Source organism: Robertmurraya dakarensis, assembly GCF_900156875.1.
GTDB lineage: Bacteria > Bacillota > Bacilli > Bacillales > Cytobacillaceae > Robertmurraya > Robertmurraya dakarensis.
Genome location: NZ_LT707408.1, coordinates 57,735 through 74,285, shown reverse-complemented (window position 1 = coordinate 74,285; position 16,551 = coordinate 57,735). Strand labels below are relative to the sequence as shown.

The window sequence follows — 16,551 nt, the reverse complement described above, 5'->3', positions numbered from 1 at the left end:
TGCCTGGCGACGTCCTACTCTCACAAGGGGACAGCCCCTAACTACCATCGGCGCTGAGAAGCTTAACTTCCGTGTTCGGTATGGGAACGGGTGTGACCTTCTCGCCATCGTCACCAGACTATTTGGTTTGAGGTTTGTTCCCTCAAAACTAGATAACTTGACAAGCATCTTTTAAATTGGTTAAGTCCTCGATCGATTAGTATCAGTCAGCTCCACATGTCACCACGCTTCCACCTCTGACCTATCAACCTGATCATCTTTCAGGGATCTTACTAGCTTGCGCTATGGGAAATCTCATCTTGAGGGGGGCTTCATGCTTAGATGCTTTCAGCACTTATCCCTTCCGCACATAGCTACCCAGCGATGCTCTTGGCAGAACAACTGGTACACCAGCGGTGCGTCCATCCCGGTCCTCTCGTACTAAGGACAGCTCCTCTCAAATTTCCTACGCCCACGACGGATAGGGACCGAACTGTCTCACGACGTTCTGAACCCAGCTCGCGTACCGCTTTAATGGGCGAACAGCCCAACCCTTGGGACCGACTACAGCCCCAGGATGCGATGAGCCGACATCGAGGTGCCAAACCTCCCCGTCGATGTGGACTCTTGGGGGAGATAAGCCTGTTATCCCCGGGGTAGCTTTTATCCGTTGAGCGATGGCCCTTCCATGCGGAACCACCGGATCACTAAGCCCGACTTTCGTCCCTGCTCGACTTGTAGGTCTCGCAGTCAAGCTCCCTTGTGCCTTTACACTCTACGAATGATTTCCAACCATTCTGAGGGAACCTTTGGGCGCCTCCGTTACTCTTTAGGAGGCGACCGCCCCAGTCAAACTGCCCACCTGACACTGTCTCCCACCCCGATCAGGGGTGCGGGTTAGAATTTCAATACAGCCAGAGTAGTATCCCACCGACGCCTCCACCGAAGCTAGCGCTCCGGTTTCCACGGCTCCTACCTATCCTGTACAAGCTGTACCAAAATTCAATATCAGGCTACAGTAAAGCTCCACGGGGTCTTTCCGTCCTGTCGCGGGTAACCTGCATCTTCACAGGTACTATAATTTCACCGAGTCTCTCGTTGAGACAGTGCCCAGATCGTTACGCCTTTCGTGCGGGTCGGAACTTACCCGACAAGGAATTTCGCTACCTTAGGACCGTTATAGTTACGGCCGCCGTTTACTGGGGCTTCAATTCAAAGCTTCGCTTGCGCTAACCTCTCCTCTTAACCTTCCAGCACCGGGCAGGCGTCAGCCCCTATACTTCGCCTTGCGGCTTCGCAGAGACCTGTGTTTTTGCTAAACAGTCGCCTGGGCCTATTCACTGCGGCTCTTCAGGGCTATGCACCCTAAAAAGCACCCCTTCTCCCGAAGTTACGGGGTCATTTTGCCGAGTTCCTTAACGAGAGTTCTCTCGCTCACCTTAGGATTCTCTCCTCGCCTACCTGTGTCGGTTTGCGGTACGGGCACCTACTACCTCGCTAGAAGCTTTTCTTGGCAGTGTGGAATCAGGAACTTCGGTACTATATTTCCCTCGCCATCACAGCTCAGCTTACACGAGAAACGGATTTGCCAATTTCTCTGCCTAACTGCTTGGACGCGCATATCCAACAGCGCGCTTACCCTATCCTCCTGCGTCCCTCCATCGCTCAAACGGTAATGAGGTGGTACAGGAATATCAACCTGTTGTCCATCGCCTACGCCTTTCGGCCTCGGCTTAGGTCCCGACTAACCCTGAGAGGACGAGCCTTCCTCAGGAAACCTTAGGCATTCGGTGGATGGGATTCTCACCCATCTTTCGCTACTCATACCGGCATTCTCACTTCTAAGCGCTCCACCAGTCCTTACGGTCTAGCTTCAACGCCCTTAGAACGCTCTCCTACCGCGGACACGTAAGTGTCCACCCACAGCTTCGGTGATACGTTTAGCCCCGGTACATTTTCGGCGCGGAGTCACTCGACCAGTGAGCTATTACGCACTCTTTAAATGGTGGCTGCTTCTAAGCCAACATCCTGGTTGTCTAAGCAACTCCACATCCTTTTCCACTTAACGTATACTTTGGGACCTTAGCTGGTGGTCTGGGCTGTTTCCCTTTTGACTACGGATCTTATCACTCGCAGTCTGACTCCCACGCATAAGTACTTGGCATTCGGAGTTTGTCTGAATTCGGTAACCCGATGAGGGCCCCTAGTCCAAACAGTGCTCTACCTCCAAGACTCTTGATCGTGAGGCTAGCCCTAAAGCTATTTCGGAGAGAACCAGCTATCTCCAAGTTCGATTGGAATTTCTCCGCTACCCACACCTCATCCCCGCACTTTTCAACGTGCGTGGGTTCGGGCCTCCATCCAGTGTTACCTGGACTTCACCCTGGACATGGGTAGATCACCTGGTTTCGGGTCTACGACCACATACTCATTCGCCCTATTCAGACTCGCTTTCGCTGCGGCTCCGTCTATTCAACTTAACCTCGCATGTAATCGTAACTCGCCGGTTCATTCTACAAAAGGCACGCCATCACCCATAAAAGGGCTTTGACTACTTGTAGGCACACGGTTTCAGGTTCTCTTTCACTCCCCTTCCGGGGTGCTTTTCACCTTTCCCTCACGGTACTGGTTCACTATCGGTCACTAGGGAGTATTTAGCCTTGGGAGATGGTCCTCCCAGCTTCCGACGGGATTTCTCGTGTCCCGCCGTACTCAGGATCCACTCAAGAGAGAATGAAGTTTCAACTACAGGGTTTTTACCTTCTCTGACCAGCCTTTCCAGGCTTGTTCGTTTACCTCATTCTTTTGTAACTCCGTATAGAGTGTCCTACAACCCCAAGAGGCAAGCCTCTTGGTTTGGGCTAATCCCGTTTCGCTCGCCGCTACTCAGGGAATCGCGTTTGCTTTCTCTTCCTCCGGGTACTTAGATGTTTCAGTTCCCCGGGTCTGCCTTCATTACCCTATGTATTCAGGTAAAGATTCCATCCGATTAAAGATGGAGGGTTTCCCCATTCGGAAATCTCTGGATCAAAGCTTACTTACAGCTCCCCAAAGCATATCGGAGTTAGTCCCGTCCTTCATCGGCTCCTAGTGCCAAGGCATCCACCGTGCGCCCTTATTAACTTAACCATCAGTTAATGTTAAAAAAGAACTTACTTGTTTAAAAATGATGTCTTGTCAAATTTGTTATCTAGTTTTCAAGGAACAAGGCCACGAATGTCAATCACATCATGATTGACTTCCTGACTATTCTTCATGCAGCCTTGCGACGAGCTGAGGAAACACTTCCTCGAACCACTGCGGCGCAGGAGCAAAGAAATTCAAAACAAAGAAAGTCATAAAAGAAAGCCCTTCAATGTTTGAATATGCAAGATAAAACTTGAGAGATAATTCTCTCAAAACTAAACAAAGTCAGAAAACGTCTACGTAATTGGTTTTGTGTCTAGCTTCGGCTCCTAGCTTTTCGGCCGTTTCAATCCGTCCACACAAATCCAAAACCGGGATTTGCATGACCGGCTCTCCAACGTCTCTCAAAGCTGGACAGTCGCCTCCGCTTTTCTTTTCATCCTTAGAAAGGAGGTGATCCAGCCGCACCTTCCGATACGGCTACCTTGTTACGACTTCACCCCAATCATCTGTCCCACCTTAGGCGGCTGGCTCCAAAAGGTTACCCCACCGACTTCGGGTGTTACAAACTCTCGTGGTGTGACGGGCGGTGTGTACAAGGCCCGGGAACGTATTCACCGCGGCATGCTGATCCGCGATTACTAGCGATTCCGGCTTCATGCAGGCGAGTTGCAGCCTGCAATCCGAACTGAGAATGGTTTTATGGGATTGGCTAAACCTCGCGGTCTCGCAGCCCTTTGTACCATCCATTGTAGCACGTGTGTAGCCCAGGTCATAAGGGGCATGATGATTTGACGTCATCCCCACCTTCCTCCGGTTTGTCACCGGCAGTCACCTTAGAGTGCCCAACTGAATGCTGGCAACTAAGATCAAGGGTTGCGCTCGTTGCGGGACTTAACCCAACATCTCACGACACGAGCTGACGACAACCATGCACCACCTGTCACTCTGTCCCCCGAAGGGGAACGTCCTATCTCTAGGAGTGTCAGAGGATGTCAAGACCTGGTAAGGTTCTTCGCGTTGCTTCGAATTAAACCACATGCTCCACCGCTTGTGCGGGCCCCCGTCAATTCCTTTGAGTTTCAGCCTTGCGGCCGTACTCCCCAGGCGGAGTGCTTAATGCGTTTGCTGCAGCACTAAAGGGCGGAAACCCTCTAACACTTAGCACTCATCGTTTACGGCGTGGACTACCAGGGTATCTAATCCTGTTTGCTCCCCACGCTTTCGCGCCTCAGCGTCAGTTACAGACCAAAGAGTCGCCTTCGCCACTGGTGTTCCTCCACATCTCTACGCATTTCACCGCTACACGTGGAATTCCACTCTTCTCTTCTGCACTCAAGTCTCCCAGTTTCCAATGACCCTCCCCGGTTGAGCCGGGGGCTTTCACATCAGACTTAAGAGACCGCCTGCGCGCGCTTTACGCCCAATAATTCCGGACAACGCTTGCCACCTACGTATTACCGCGGCTGCTGGCACGTAGTTAGCCGTGGCTTTCTGGTTAGGTACCGTCAAGGTACCGGCAGTTACTCCGATACTTGTTCTTCCCTAACAACAGAGTTTTACGATCCGAAAACCTTCATCACTCACGCGGCGTTGCTCCGTCAGACTTTCGTCCATTGCGGAAGATTCCCTACTGCTGCCTCCCGTAGGAGTCTGGGCCGTGTCTCAGTCCCAGTGTGGCCGATCACCCTCTCAGGTCGGCTACGCATCGTCGCCTTGGTGAGCCGTTACCTCACCAACTAGCTAATGCGCCGCGGGCCCATCTGTAAGTGATAGCGTAAACCATCTTTCAGTTTCTCCTCATGAGAGGAGAAACATTATCCGGTATTAGCTCCGGTTTCCCGAAGTTATCCCAGTCTTACAGGCAGGTTGCCCACGTGTTACTCACCCGTCCGCCGCTAACTTTTAAAAGCAAGCTTTTAAAAGTCCGCTCGACTTGCATGTATTAGGCACGCCGCCAGCGTTCGTCCTGAGCCAGGATCAAACTCTCCAAAAAAGAGTAAGATTAGCTCTTAAATAAATCTAAAATTAAAACGTTGACGTTTCTGCTTTGTTTAGTTTTCAAAGAACTATTTTTTCGATCTCCGCCGAAGCGACGACAAAATTAATTGTAACATCTAACTTCGTAGAAGTCAACTTCTTTTTTTAAAATCTTTTTTTATTTAAGATAAAAAAGATTGTAGCTCGCTTTTTAGCGACAAGAATTAATATAACATTTTGTTTCGTAGAAGTCAACTTCTTTTTTTAAAAAAACTTCAGTGTCATAACTGTACAGTATTGATAACTCAAATCAACACCTTGTAGATCAAGTTAAAAAGAGCATCAAAACTTTTGATCATAAATCACTAATGGGGTAGAAGCCTTTATATAGTTACTAAAATAATAAAGAAGAAAAAAAAGAAGAAAACAACGTTGGTTTTCGTCAAGCACGAACACAATGTTTAATCTATGAGTTAAATAAGTGCTCTAACGCGCCTTAGAGGATTCGAACCTCTGACACACGGCTTAGAAGGCCGTTGCTCTATCCAGCTGAGCTAAAGGCGCTTTTTTCTACTGGCGGAGAAGGAGGGATTTGAACCCTCGCGCCGGTTGCCCGACCTACACCCTTAGCAGGGGCGCCTCTTCAGCCACTTGAGTACTTCCCCATATAAAAAAATGGCTCCGCAGGTAGGATTCGAACCTACGACCGTTCGGTTAACAGCCGAATGCTCTACCACTGAGCTACTGCGGAGTAATACTATTTTACGTATGGTGGGCCTAAATGGACTCGAACCATCGACCTCACGCTTATCAGGCGTGCGCTCTAACCAGCTGAGCTATAGGCCCATTATATTTGGAGCGGGTGATGGGAATCGAACCCACGACAACAGCTTGGAAGGCTGTGGTTTTACCATTAAACTACACCCGCAAATAGGAGTCGACAATACCGGTGGTCGGGGTCGAACCGACACTCCAGAAGGAACACGATTTTGAGTCGTGCGCGTCTGCCAATTCCGCCACACCGGCAGTTCTAAATTAATGGAGGCAGCAACCGGATTTGAACCGGTGATAAAGGTTTTGCAGACCTCTGCCTTACCACTTGGCTATGCTGCCATTAAAATTGGCTGGGCTAGCAGGATTCGAACCTACGAATGACGGAGTCAAAGTCCGTTGCCTTACCACTTGGCTATAGCCCAAAATAATATAAATGGGGCGATTGATGGGAATCGAACCCACGAGTGTCGGAGCCACAATCCGATGCGTTAACCACTTCGCCACAACCGCCATATTTATTGGCAGGGATAGTAGGAATTGAACCCACACTGGAGGTTTTGGAGACCTCTGTTCTACCTTTAAACTATATCCCTATATAGCGTAATGGTGGAGGGGGACGGATTCGAACCGCCGAACCCTAAGGAGCGGATTTACAGTCCGCCGCGTTTAGCCACTTCGCTACCCCTCCAAAAAGGTGGCTCAGGACGGAATCGAACCGCCGACACAAGGATTTTCAGTCCTTTGCTCTACCGACTGAGCTACTGAGCCACACGAAAAGAAAAAATCTATATTAACAGTAGATACCTACTGGAATAAGATGGCGGTCCGGACGGGACTCGAACCCGCGACCTCCTGCGTGACAGGCAGGCATTCTAACCAACTGAACTACCGGACCAAATTGCGGGGACAGGATTTGAACCTGCGACCTTCGGGTTATGAGCCCGACGAGCTACCAGACTGCTCCACCCCGCGATAATTTTATTAAGGTTTTATGGCGGAGGAAGAGGGATTCGAACCCCCGCGCGGTTTAACCCGCCTGTCGGTTTTCAAGACCGATCCCTTCAGCCAGACTTGGGTATTCCTCCATATATATAAATGGACCCTGTAGGACTCGAACCTACGACCGGACGGTTATGAGCCGTCTGCTCTAACCAGCTGAGCTAAGGGTCCATTAATTTTATAGCGGCGGAGGGGATCGAACCCCCGACCTTACGGGTATGAACCGTACGCTCTAGCCAGCTGAGCTACACCGCCATAATGGCATAGAAAATGGAGCCTAGCGGGATCGAACCGCTGACCTCCTGCGTGCAAGGCAGGCGCTCTCCCAGCTGAGCTAAGGCCCCATAATAGAATTATTTGAACTGGTCGGGAAGACAGGATTCGAACCTGCGACCCCTTGGTCCCAAACCAAGTGCTCTACCAAGCTGAGCTACTTCCCGTAATGCTTAAATGGCGCGCCCGACAGGAGTCGAACCCATAACCTTCTGATCCGTAGTCAGACGCTCTATCCAATTGAGCTACGGGCGCGTATAAGAGTAAGTTATTTCACTTTGTAAAAAATATGGTGCCGAGGACCGGAATCGAACCGGTACGGTAGTCACCTACCGCAGGATTTTAAGTCCTGTGCGTCTGCCAGTTCCGCCACCCCGGCAGATAGTTCTGGAGCGGAAGACGGGATTCGAACCCGCGACCCCCACCTTGGCAAGGTGGTGTTCTACCACTGAACTACTTCCGCAGGGTATTTATATTTACTAATGCGGGTGAAGGGAGTCGAACCCCCACGCCTTGCGGCGCTAGATCCTAAGTCTAGTGCGTCTGCCAATTCCGCCACACCCGCAAATAAAAATGGTGAGCCATGAAGGACTCGAACCTTCGACCCTCTGATTAAAAGTCAGATGCTCTACCGACTGAGCTAATGGCTCACGAAAATGGTGCCGGCCAGAGGACTTGAACCCCCAACCTACTGATTACAAGTCAGTTGCTCTACCAATTGAGCTAGGCCGGCATATTTTTATGGTGGAGGATGACGGGATCGAACCGCCGACCCCCTGCTTGTAAGGCAGGTGCTCTCCCAGCTGAGCTAATCCTCCGTTTATGGTGACCCGTACGGGATTCGAACCCGTGTTACCGCCGTGAAAGGGCGGTGTCTTAACCGCTTGACCAACGGGCCAAAGAAAATTTTACCTTTAAAGTAAGACAAAATAATAGCCCCAAAATAGGGGCCTTGCCTGGCGACGTCCTACTCTCACAAGGGGACAGCCCCTAACTACCATCGGCGCTGAGAAGCTTAACTTCCGTGTTCGGTATGGGAACGGGTGTGACCTTCTCGCCATCGTCACCAGACTATTTGGTTTGAGGTTTGTTCCCTCAAAACTAGATAACTTGACAAGCATCTTTTAAATTGGTTAAGTCCTCGATCGATTAGTATCAGTCAGCTCCACATGTCACCACGCTTCCACCTCTGACCTATCAACCTGATCATCTTTCAGGGATCTTACTAGCTTGCGCTATGGGAAATCTCATCTTGAGGGGGGCTTCATGCTTAGATGCTTTCAGCACTTATCCCTTCCGCACATAGCTACCCAGCGATGCTCTTGGCAGAACAACTGGTACACCAGCGGTGCGTCCATCCCGGTCCTCTCGTACTAAGGACAGCTCCTCTCAAATTTCCTACGCCCACGACGGATAGGGACCGAACTGTCTCACGACGTTCTGAACCCAGCTCGCGTACCGCTTTAATGGGCGAACAGCCCAACCCTTGGGACCGACTACAGCCCCAGGATGCGATGAGCCGACATCGAGGTGCCAAACCTCCCCGTCGATGTGGACTCTTGGGGGAGATAAGCCTGTTATCCCCGGGGTAGCTTTTATCCGTTGAGCGATGGCCCTTCCATGCGGAACCACCGGATCACTAAGCCCGACTTTCGTCCCTGCTCGACTTGTAGGTCTCGCAGTCAAGCTCCCTTGTGCCTTTACACTCTACGAATGATTTCCAACCATTCTGAGGGAACCTTTGGGCGCCTCCGTTACTCTTTAGGAGGCGACCGCCCCAGTCAAACTGCCCACCTGACACTGTCTCCCACCCCGATCAGGGGTGCGGGTTAGAATTTCAATACAGCNCTCATGAGAGGAGAAGCATTATCCGGTATTAGCTCCGGTTTCCCGAAGTTATCCCAGTCTTACAGGCAGGTTGCCCACGTGTTACTCACCCGTCCGCCGCTAACTTCAAAGCTAAGCTTTTAAAAGTCCGCTCGACTTGCATGTATTAGGCACGCCGCCAGCGTTCGTCCTGAGCCAGGATCAAACTCTCCAAAAAAGAGTAAGATTAGCTCTTAAATAAATCTAAAATAAAAGATTTGTATAGCCGGCTCTCCAACGCCTCTCAGAGTTGAACAGTCGCCTCCACTATCTATTGTTGACGTTTCTGCTTTGTTTAGTTTTCAAAGAACAATCTTGTAATCGCTTCATAAGCGACTTTTATAATATATCATATGTAATTATTGTAAGTCAACAAAACTTTAAAACTTTTTTGGAATTTGTTTCTTATTATTAGAAGCTAGCAAAAATAAACCATGCTAACTTTTAGAAGCACTCTTATTCTTTGTCTTACGCATATATCCTAAACATTCTTTTGGACTTGCTACCCTTTTAAATAATCCAAACAGTATACGATATCTTTCTTCCATCGCTCTTTTTACAACGTGGTCAATTCTTTCGTCTTCTAAATCAAATAGAATTTCATCCATCTCTCTTTTAAGTAAATACTGCACTTCTTTTACCTCTTTTTCGTTAATAAGCATTCCTAGCATCTCAAATACACTCCTCTATTTTTTGGTTATAGTAGTGTTTTCCAATTTTGTTTTTTTTATGTCTCTCTTCTACTCATATTTTTTTAAAATTAGCATACCTATGAGACAAGGAGTGTATGGGACGAGGTGATGAGAGTGAACTTTTTTTATGTATTAAACGGAAAAAGGATTAAACAATTATTATTAATTTTATTTGCTGCATTTTTCACAGCATGGTTTTTTTATTTAGAAAATTATATCCACATTCCTACATTTTCAGAAAAAGATGGACCAAAGGCTGTGTACAAAGGTGAGAAGGATGTAGCCCTAACATTCAATATTGGCTGGGGGGATGAGAAAGCAGAGCCCATCCTAGATGTGTTAAAAGAGAAGAATATTCCAACTGCAACATTTTTTCTTTCAGGTGCCTGGGCAGAACGACATCCAACTATTGTCGAGAGAATCGTCAAGGAAGGATATGAAATCGGAATTCTAGGATATAATTATGAAGATTATACCGAACTTGAGGAATCTGAAATTAAGAAAGACCTCTCGAGAGCACAAGAGGCCTTTAAAAAGCTTAATATAAAAAATATAAAGCTAGTTCGCGCACCTACTGGTCACTTTGATCAGAAGACTTTAAAAGTTGCAACACAGTATGGTCTAACAGTCGTCCATTGGAGTATTGACTCAAAAGATTGGACCAATCCTGGTGTTGAGGTAATCCTAGAAAACGTGTCAAAAGCTAAGAAAGGGGATATTATCCTCCTTCACGCTTCAGATTCAGCAAAACAAACAGCATCTGCACTCCCTGCTATAATTGATAATCTTAATAAAAAAGGCTTAAAATTAGTTTCTGTATCCGAAATGATTGCTAACGCAGAATCAAAGACAGATGAAATAAAATAATCAAGATTAAGATATCGAGGCAGCACAAAACTAACTATGCTGCCTCTTTACTTTTGTAATAGCAATACAAAAGACGAACCCATAAGGAGTTCGCCTTCAACTCAAGATGTCTGCTTTTAAACCGGCCCAATTATCTTATTTAGCTGGTTTTTTTTCTTGGGCTGATTTTTCATTTAAAACATGAAGAATCAATAATTGATAAGCATTACAAACTAAGAGAGGGAAAACCATTAAGTATAACCAGCTTTCCTCGTTCACTCTCAGTACCGGCATCCATTCTATCACCGTTACGACTATCATAAAGAATAATGCAGGAATAAATGCATCTTTATTGGTTTGTTTCATTTTGAAAAATGCTATGACTAAGCCAACAACTAGGATAAAGACTGCATCGCCCAGATAAGCAGCCAATTCTCCTCCAAAACTTGTGTGACGGAAGTATACTAAATCAAATAAAACAAATAAGATTAAAATAATTTGTACGGCGTTCCAGAGCTTGACCGATTTAAATATCCCTAGTCCAAACCGATGTACTGTTAAATATGCAAAGAAGCCCATTTGACTGATAACACTAAAAATAAGTCCTACTCCAAATAACCAAAATATGGTTGATAAAATATCAATTAAATTAAAATCTGTAAAATACGGTTGAAATTCATTCCATCTTACAATAAAACCTATAATAGCAGTTGAAATTCCTCCTACCAGTAAGGTAGAAAAAAACAATTTTACCACATAACGGCTTTTCACATCTGTTATCCTCCAAGTTTGATCATTAAATCCTCTTTAGATTGTAACAAACTAGAGATTAAAAAATCTAGGCATTCGTTTCAAACGCATAAAAATTGTCGAATTTCTTCATCCTAATAGTAAGGATAGTGAATTCCTTTTAAATCAATAATCAAATTCGGAATCATATTTGAAAGGAGCTATTACCATGCAGAAAAAAATTGTTCTGCTCCTCCTCCCATTTTTCATTATGGCCACAGTAGCTGGTTGTGCTCAAACTGACACCGGTGCTGCACAAATGGATTATGAAGAGACAAAAAAAATGGTTGTTGATATTTTGAAGACGGATGATGGAAAGAAAGCTCTTCAGGAAGTTATGAAAGATGATGGCATGAAACAAGAGCTTGTTATGGATCAAGCTATTGTCTCTCAAACAATAGAGACTACTCTTACTTCTGATAAAGGAACTGAGTTTTGGAAAAAGTCTTTCGAAGATCCTAAGTTTGCAGAAAGTGTCGCTAAGAGCATGAAAGCCGAACACGAGGCCCTTCTAAAATCTTTAATGAAGGATCCTGAATATAAAGCGATGATGATAGAAGTACTGAAGGACCCGGAGATTACAAAGGAAGTCACCACCTTATTAAAAAGCAAAGAATACAGAGAACATTTACAGAAAGTCATGACAGAGACATTCGAAAGTCCTCTCTACAAAGCAAAGATACAAGATATTCTTTTAAAAGCAGCTGCTGAGCAATCTGAAGGTGAGGAGAAAAAAGAAAAAGAAGAAGAAGCAGGTTCAGCATAGGAGTACTTTACAGACAATAAAGGACCTCTTCCAAACGGAAGAGGTCCTATTTATTTATCTTAGCCTAATTTCTCAACTACTTTTTCAGCTATACTTTGATAGATCTTACCGATTTTATGATCTTCTTGATAAATAGATGGTGCAAAATCCTTATCGTCCCAATCAGGTTGTCCAAGCGGCAGCTGACCTAACACTTCAGTTTGAAGTTCTTCGGCTAGTTTATCTCCTCCGCCTTGACCGAAAACAAGTTCTTTCTCACCTGTTACCTTACTTTCAAAATAAGCCATGTTTTCAATGACGCCCAATATCTCATGATCTGTCTTTAATGCCATCGCACCAGCTCGAGCCGCAACAAAAGCTGCAGTTGGATGTGGTGTTGTCACAATCACTTCTTTACATGCTGGGAGCATGCTATGAACATCAAGTGCTACATCACCTGTACCTGGAGGTAAGTCTAATAGTAAATAATCAACTTCTCCCCATTCTACTTCACTGAAGAAGCTGTTAAGCATTTTCCCAAGCATAGGACCACGCCAGATAATAGGAGCATTATCTTCAACAAAGAATCCCATTGAGATGACTTTTACTCCGTAGCGTTCTACCGGAATAATCTTTTCTCCTCTAACCACAGGTCGTTTTGTAATTCCCATCATATCAGGAACACTAAAGCCGTAAATATCTGCATCAATTAATCCAACTTTTTTCCCGAGCCGCGCTAGAGATACAGCTAAATTAACCGAAACAGTTGATTTTCCTACTCCACCCTTACCGCTTGCGATCGCAATGAACGTCGTTTTACTGTTAGGGGATAGTAGATTATCTGAATCATCCTCCTGCTGAGCAGTCTGATGCTGTGCCAGAACCTCACTTGGAAGTTCAGAAAATCTGATCCCAACTGTCGCTGCACCAGCTTCCTTCAGCGCATTTACTATTTCCTGTTGTAATTGCAGCTGCTCTGCGGTACCAGTTTTAGCAATGGCTACCTTTACACTCACATGATTTTTCTCTTCTTTTATTTTAATTTCCTCAATTGCATTCAATTCTTCTAACGTTTTATGTAAAAATGGTTCCTTCAATCCGTTTAGAATTTCAACAACTTTAGCTTCTGTAATCATGAATGTCACTCCTTTTGTATTCGTTTCCAACAACAGTATAACATATATCACATCTTTTACTGTTATTTCAATCACACCGCCATATGGAAAAAAATAAAAAGAAGGCGCAAACAGTGTACACCTTCTTTACTCTTCAATAACCAATTCTTTTTCATTAGAATAATAACGAAGAATCCCTTTATAAATAGAAGCAGCTACTTTTTCTTGATATTCTTCTTTTTTCAAATTTTGTTTTTCGGCTGGATTTGATAAGAACCCTACCTCCACTAATGCACCTGGCTTTTTTGCATATTTTAAAATATAAACATGATTAATTGGTTTTGCTTTTCTTGTAGTATTCTCCAAGTTAATAATAAGCTCATCTTGTATAAATTTCGCCGCCCGGGCATTCTCCTTCAACTGAGGCGCATAGAACGTTTGTGCTCCGCTCCACCTTGGAGAAGGAATCGCATTAAGATGAATGCTGACAAAAAAATCAGCCTCTGACTCATTAATTAATTTAAGACGTTTCTGAAGGTCTTCCGTCTTCCTTCTGCTTAACCCCCGTGTTCCTTCGCTAGCTAGGTCTTTATCTTCCTCTCTTGTCATCATGACGAGAGCACCTTGCTGCTGTAGATAATCACGCAGGATCAATGACACATTTAAAGCTATATCTTTTTCTAATGCATCCTGGTCACCGGCACCTCCATCAGGACCACCATGCCCAGGGTCTAAAAGGATAATCTCTCCAGATAAAGGCAGACTCCACGAGTTCATGGAATCTTTATCCTCGAAGTCATACTGCAGGATAAAAAATAACAGAGTAAGACCTACAATAAAGGCAGCTATTTTTATCTTCTTGTTCATTTGTCCTAATCAATCCTTCCCGGCTCGTCCTCAATTCAATATATGGGACAAAAAGGATGAATAGAACAGGTATTAAACTAAAATGATTGCTCCTTAAAAGTGTTAAGGCGACCGTTTAGTGAAGTCTTAGTTTATGTCTCCTTTCACCTTTTCGGAAACCTTCCATCCACCAGCTTTCAACGTATTGTTCGCATAAGTAATAGAGGGATTCACTATAGACACCTTCCATTCCCTTCCCCCAATAGAGCATGAAGTTATATAGTGTATCAATCAAGTGTTTTTCTTCTTTTATACACCTTCTTTTGACATCTTCAACAGATTCACCATAATAACCAAACTTACTAAAATGTGCCCCCAATAAATAGGCCTCTATCGCAACATCATAACAAGCTTCCTCTATACCTGAATGCATAATTAAGCTGGATGTTAAATCGGAACTCCCAAAGTATAGTTTCACCTTTTCTTTTAAGGCTTTTATGGAAATTTCCCTCAGTACCGATTTTTCATACTTAAGCTGTTTTTCTCTCCTTTTATCAACAAAGGTTGTAATCACTTTCACTAGATTGCTCACCCCTTTTGAATAGTTTCTATCTAGTCACATACAGTAATTCTGGCAATTGGTGACAAATACAGAAACCTGAGTATGAAGAGAAGGTATGTCACTTCCTTGAACTGCTTTAAAGCGCAAAAAAGCCCCCAACCAAATTGGTTGAGAGCTTTGATAAGCGATAATTAACGCTTTGAGAACTGAGGTGCACGACGAGCGCCTTTAAGACCGTATTTTTTACGTTCTTTCATGCGAGCATCACGAGTTAATAATCCAGCGCGCTTAAGTGTTGGACGGTATTCTGGGTCAGCTTGAAGTAACGCACGAGCGATACCATGACGGATAGCACCAGCTTGACCAGTGTAACCTCCACCTTTAACGTTAACAAGAACGTCGTAGCTGCCTAGAGTTTCAGTAGCATTTAGAGGTTGTTTAACAACTTCACGTAATGCTTCGAATGGAATGTAATCTTCGATTTGACGATCGTTTACTGTAATTTTACCGCTGCCTGGAACTAAACGAACTCGTGCAACGGAGCTCTTACGACGACCAGTACCAATATATTGAACCTGTGCCATATATAAAATCCTCCCTTAATTACCCACGAAGTTCGTAAACTTCAGGTTGTTGTGCTTGATGTGGATGCTCTGATCCAGCATATACATGTAACTTTTTAAACATTTGACGTCCCAAAGAGTTCTTTGGAAGCATACCTTTAATAGCAAGTTCTAACATTTGCTCAGGGTATTTTGTACGCATTTCATAAGCAGTTCTTGTTTTTAATCCGCCTGGGTGCATTGAATGACGGTAGTAGATTTTATCATTTAACTTATTACCAGTTAACTCGATTTTTGAAGCATTAATAATAATCACATGATCACCAGTGTCAACATGTGGTGTGAAAGTTGGTTTATGTTTTCCACGTAGAATTGAAGCTACTTCAGAAGTAAGACGACCTAATGTCTTGCCTGCAGCATCAACTACGTACCATTTACGTTCGATGTTGTTAGCGTTAGCCATAAACGTTGTACGCATGAGTTTCCCTCCTAAGATTCCTGTTCAATTTTGAATTCGTATATTCTTTATCACAATAAGTTCCGGGGCTTATCGTGGGATTAAAATTACATACCATATTATGATAAAGCACTGATAATCATATGTCAAGAAAATGTTACACCAGGTTTAGTTGTCATAGAAAAAATTTTTAGTTATAAAAAACTTGCCATAAATACAGGCCTTGAGGTGGTGCAGTCTTACCTGCTAATGTACGGTCTTTTCCTTCAAGGATTTCTTTTACCTTTTCATGATGTATATCTCCAGAACCAACCTGCAGCAATGTACCTACTAAAATTCTGACCATATTATATAAGAATCCATTACCAATAAACCGGAAGACGAGCATATCATCCTCTTGGTAAATATCAATTGTTTTAATTTCTCGAACTCGATTGATCACTTCTGTCTTTGCTGAGCAAAAGCTGGTGAAGTCATGAGTTCCTAAGAAAGCTTTACTAGCTTCGTTTATAGCAGACATTTCTAGGTCGTATGTGTATCGATAAGCATAAAAACGTTTAAAAGGATCTCTTACTTTCGATAAATGAACAAAGTAGCGATATTCCTTTCCGACTGCACTATATCTTGCGTGAAACTCAGGATCTGCTTTTTCTACAGATAAAATAGAGACGTCATCTGGCAAGAGGGAATTTAGCGCTATTTGCCACTTCTCTAACGGGATCGTTAAGGGAGAATCAAAATGGATAACTTGACCCCTGGCATGTACCCCGGCATCTGTCCTTCCCGATGCTGTTACTTTCACTTCAATGCCTTTGTGAAGCTTTTGCAGCGCCTTTTCCATTTCACCTTGAACAGTTCTTTTCTTCGGTTGTATTTGATAACCGTTAAATTGTGATCCATCATAGGAAATGGTACATTTTATCCTGTGCATTACCCTCA

General features: G+C 44.7%; 10 protein-coding genes, 26 tRNA genes, 4 rRNA genes and 1 other annotated feature. Of the genes, 2 read left to right on the top strand and 38 right to left on the bottom strand.

Going from position 1 to position 16,551, the window contains the following annotated elements; genetic code table 11:
* Position 1 precedes the first annotated feature (1 nt).
* The 31 genes from rrf (CZ487_RS01310) to CZ487_RS01165 all read right to left on the bottom strand — a co-directional run bounded on the left by rrf (CZ487_RS01310) (position 2) and on the right by CZ487_RS01165 (position 9,668).
* Positions 2-118: ribosomal RNA gene (gene rrf / locus CZ487_RS01310) — 5S ribosomal RNA — on the bottom strand.
* A gap of 58 nt (positions 119-176) precedes the next feature.
* A 23S ribosomal RNA gene (locus CZ487_RS01305) occupies positions 177-3,108 on the bottom strand.
* Positions 3,109-3,551: 443 nt separating this feature from the next.
* Positions 3,552-5,101 (bottom strand): 16S ribosomal RNA (locus tag CZ487_RS01300).
* Together the 16S, 23S and 5S rRNA genes with 26 tRNA genes alongside form the textbook arrangement of a ribosomal RNA operon.
* Before the next feature lie 474 nt (positions 5,102-5,575).
* A tRNA-Arg gene (locus tag CZ487_RS01295) sits at positions 5,576-5,649 on the bottom strand.
* Between the two features lie 10 nt (positions 5,650-5,659).
* Positions 5,660-5,750: transfer RNA gene (locus CZ487_RS01290), tRNA-Ser, on the bottom strand.
* A gap of 11 nt (positions 5,751-5,761) precedes the next feature.
* Positions 5,762-5,836, bottom strand: a tRNA-Asn gene (locus tag CZ487_RS01285).
* A gap of 18 nt (positions 5,837-5,854) precedes the next feature.
* Positions 5,855-5,931, bottom strand: a tRNA-Ile gene (locus CZ487_RS01280).
* 8 nt (positions 5,932-5,939) lie between these two features.
* Positions 5,940-6,013 (bottom strand) — tRNA-Gly (locus tag CZ487_RS01275).
* Between the two features lie 16 nt (positions 6,014-6,029).
* Positions 6,030-6,111, bottom strand: a tRNA-Leu gene (locus tag CZ487_RS01270).
* 13 nt (positions 6,112-6,124) lie between these two features.
* A tRNA-Cys gene (locus tag CZ487_RS01265) sits at positions 6,125-6,198 on the bottom strand.
* A gap of 8 nt (positions 6,199-6,206) precedes the next feature.
* Positions 6,207-6,281, bottom strand: a tRNA-Gln gene (locus tag CZ487_RS01260).
* A 12-nt stretch (positions 6,282-6,293) separates the two neighbouring features.
* A tRNA-His gene (locus CZ487_RS01255) sits at positions 6,294-6,369 on the bottom strand.
* A 9-nt stretch (positions 6,370-6,378) separates the two neighbouring features.
* Positions 6,379-6,452: transfer RNA gene (locus CZ487_RS01250), tRNA-Trp, on the bottom strand.
* An 11-nt stretch (positions 6,453-6,463) separates the two neighbouring features.
* Positions 6,464-6,547, bottom strand: a tRNA-Tyr gene (locus CZ487_RS01245).
* Positions 6,548-6,554: 7 nt separating this feature from the next.
* Positions 6,555-6,627, bottom strand: a tRNA-Phe gene (locus tag CZ487_RS01240).
* 50 nt (positions 6,628-6,677) lie between these two features.
* Positions 6,678-6,754: transfer RNA gene (locus tag CZ487_RS01235), tRNA-Asp, on the bottom strand.
* Between the two features lie 3 nt (positions 6,755-6,757).
* Positions 6,758-6,831: transfer RNA gene (locus CZ487_RS26460), tRNA-Met, on the bottom strand.
* A gap of 20 nt (positions 6,832-6,851) precedes the next feature.
* A tRNA-Ser gene (locus tag CZ487_RS01230) sits at positions 6,852-6,944 on the bottom strand.
* Positions 6,945-6,955: 11 nt separating this feature from the next.
* Positions 6,956-7,029 (bottom strand) — tRNA-Ile (locus CZ487_RS01225).
* A gap of 100 nt (positions 7,030-7,129) precedes the next feature.
* Positions 7,130-7,202, bottom strand: a tRNA-Ala gene (locus CZ487_RS01220).
* Between the two features lie 19 nt (positions 7,203-7,221).
* Positions 7,222-7,298, bottom strand: a tRNA-Pro gene (locus CZ487_RS01215).
* 11 nt (positions 7,299-7,309) lie between these two features.
* Positions 7,310-7,386, bottom strand: a tRNA-Arg gene (locus tag CZ487_RS01210).
* A 35-nt stretch (positions 7,387-7,421) separates the two neighbouring features.
* Positions 7,422-7,510, bottom strand: a tRNA-Leu gene (locus CZ487_RS01205).
* A 9-nt stretch (positions 7,511-7,519) separates the two neighbouring features.
* Positions 7,520-7,594 (bottom strand) — tRNA-Gly (locus tag CZ487_RS01200).
* Positions 7,595-7,614: 20 nt separating this feature from the next.
* Positions 7,615-7,696: transfer RNA gene (locus tag CZ487_RS01195), tRNA-Leu, on the bottom strand.
* A gap of 9 nt (positions 7,697-7,705) precedes the next feature.
* A tRNA-Lys gene (locus tag CZ487_RS01190) sits at positions 7,706-7,781 on the bottom strand.
* A gap of 7 nt (positions 7,782-7,788) precedes the next feature.
* A tRNA-Thr gene (locus tag CZ487_RS01185) sits at positions 7,789-7,864 on the bottom strand.
* A 9-nt stretch (positions 7,865-7,873) separates the two neighbouring features.
* A tRNA-Val gene (locus tag CZ487_RS01180) sits at positions 7,874-7,949 on the bottom strand.
* 5 nt (positions 7,950-7,954) lie between these two features.
* A tRNA-Glu gene (locus CZ487_RS01175) sits at positions 7,955-8,029 on the bottom strand.
* A gap of 56 nt (positions 8,030-8,085) precedes the next feature.
* Positions 8,086-8,202: ribosomal RNA gene (gene rrf, locus CZ487_RS01170) — 5S ribosomal RNA — on the bottom strand.
* Positions 8,203-8,272: 70 nt separating this feature from the next.
* Positions 8,273-9,167: a sequence feature (most likely nonfunctional fraction of RNA operon), on the bottom strand.
* A 267-nt stretch (positions 9,168-9,434) separates the two neighbouring features.
* Positions 9,435-9,668: a hypothetical protein gene (locus CZ487_RS01165; RefSeq protein ID WP_077210511.1), complete on the bottom strand. Its 234-nt coding sequence runs from the start codon at positions 9,666-9,668 to the stop codon at positions 9,435-9,437.
* Between the two features lie 135 nt (positions 9,669-9,803).
* On the opposite strand from CZ487_RS01165, the gene pdaB reads away from it, so the two are divergent.
* Complete coding sequence (gene pdaB, locus CZ487_RS01160) at positions 9,804-10,556, top strand: polysaccharide deacetylase family sporulation protein PdaB (RefSeq protein ID WP_077211815.1); 753 nt, start codon at positions 9,804-9,806, stop codon at positions 10,554-10,556.
* A gap of 135 nt (positions 10,557-10,691) precedes the next feature.
* Here the strand turns inward: pdaB and CZ487_RS01155 are convergent, their stop codons facing one another.
* Positions 10,692-11,306 (bottom strand): KinB-signaling pathway activation protein, encoded by a 615-nt coding sequence (locus tag CZ487_RS01155; protein WP_077210510.1) that lies wholly within the window; start codon positions 11,304-11,306, stop codon positions 10,692-10,694.
* A 187-nt stretch (positions 11,307-11,493) separates the two neighbouring features.
* Between CZ487_RS01155 and gerD the strand changes: the two genes are divergently transcribed.
* Positions 11,494-12,090, top strand: coding sequence for a spore germination lipoprotein GerD (gene gerD, locus CZ487_RS01150; protein WP_077210509.1), 597 nt, complete (start codon positions 11,494-11,496; stop codon positions 12,088-12,090).
* A 59-nt stretch (positions 12,091-12,149) separates the two neighbouring features.
* On the opposite strand, the gene CZ487_RS01145 is transcribed toward gerD, so the two are convergent.
* The 6 genes from CZ487_RS01145 to truA all read right to left on the bottom strand — a co-directional run bounded on the left by CZ487_RS01145 (position 12,150) and on the right by truA (position 16,543).
* Entirely contained in the window at positions 12,150-13,205 is a 1,056-nt protein-coding gene (locus tag CZ487_RS01145; RefSeq protein ID WP_077210508.1) for an Mrp/NBP35 family ATP-binding protein, read from the bottom strand.
* Between the two features lie 126 nt (positions 13,206-13,331).
* The gene (gene cwlD / locus CZ487_RS01140) at positions 13,332-14,051 is read right to left on the bottom strand and encodes an N-acetylmuramoyl-L-alanine amidase CwlD (RefSeq protein ID WP_077210507.1); all 720 of its coding nucleotides are present in this window, start codon (positions 14,049-14,051) and stop codon (positions 13,332-13,334) included.
* A 115-nt stretch (positions 14,052-14,166) separates the two neighbouring features.
* Positions 14,167-14,610, bottom strand: a complete 444-nt coding sequence (locus CZ487_RS01135) for a YbaK family protein (RefSeq protein WP_077210506.1) — start codon at positions 14,608-14,610, stop codon at positions 14,167-14,169.
* Between the two features lie 173 nt (positions 14,611-14,783).
* Positions 14,784-15,176 carry a 30S ribosomal protein S9 gene (gene rpsI / locus CZ487_RS01130; protein ID WP_077210505.1) on the bottom strand — a complete coding sequence of 131 codons (393 nt, stop codon included), beginning with the start codon at positions 15,174-15,176 and terminating at the stop codon, positions 14,784-14,786.
* Positions 15,177-15,195: 19 nt separating this feature from the next.
* Positions 15,196-15,633 (bottom strand): 50S ribosomal protein L13, encoded by a 438-nt coding sequence (rplM, locus tag CZ487_RS01125; protein ID WP_077210504.1) that lies wholly within the window; start codon positions 15,631-15,633, stop codon positions 15,196-15,198.
* A gap of 169 nt (positions 15,634-15,802) precedes the next feature.
* Positions 15,803-16,543: a tRNA pseudouridine(38-40) synthase TruA gene (gene truA, locus CZ487_RS01120; protein WP_077210503.1), complete on the bottom strand. Its 741-nt coding sequence runs from the start codon at positions 16,541-16,543 to the stop codon at positions 15,803-15,805.
* Positions 16,544-16,551 lie beyond the last annotated feature (8 nt).

What these genes read in the sequence shown, in the direction of transcription:
- CZ487_RS01165 (WP_077210511.1), bottom strand. Translation starts at nt 9,668, where the DNA reads ATGCTAGGAATGCTTATTAACGAAAAAGAGGTAAAAGAAGTGCAGTAT.
- gerD (WP_077210509.1), top strand. Translation starts at nt 11,494, where the DNA reads ATGCAGAAAAAAATTGTTCTGCTCCTCCTCCCATTTTTCATTATGGCC.
- CZ487_RS01145 (WP_077210508.1), bottom strand. Translation starts at nt 13,205, where the DNA reads ATGATTACAGAAGCTAAAGTTGTTGAAATTCTAAACGGATTGAAGGAA.
- cwlD (WP_077210507.1), bottom strand. Translation starts at nt 14,051, where the DNA reads ATGAACAAGAAGATAAAAATAGCTGCCTTTATTGTAGGTCTTACTCTG.
- rpsI (WP_077210505.1), bottom strand. Translation starts at nt 15,176, where the DNA reads ATGGCACAGGTTCAATATATTGGTACTGGTCGTCGTAAGAGCTCCGTT.
- rplM (WP_077210504.1), bottom strand. Translation starts at nt 15,633, where the DNA reads ATGCGTACAACGTTTATGGCTAACGCTAACAACATCGAACGTAAATGG.
- truA (WP_077210503.1), bottom strand. Translation starts at nt 16,543, where the DNA reads ATGCACAGGATAAAATGTACCATTTCCTATGATGGATCACAATTTAAC.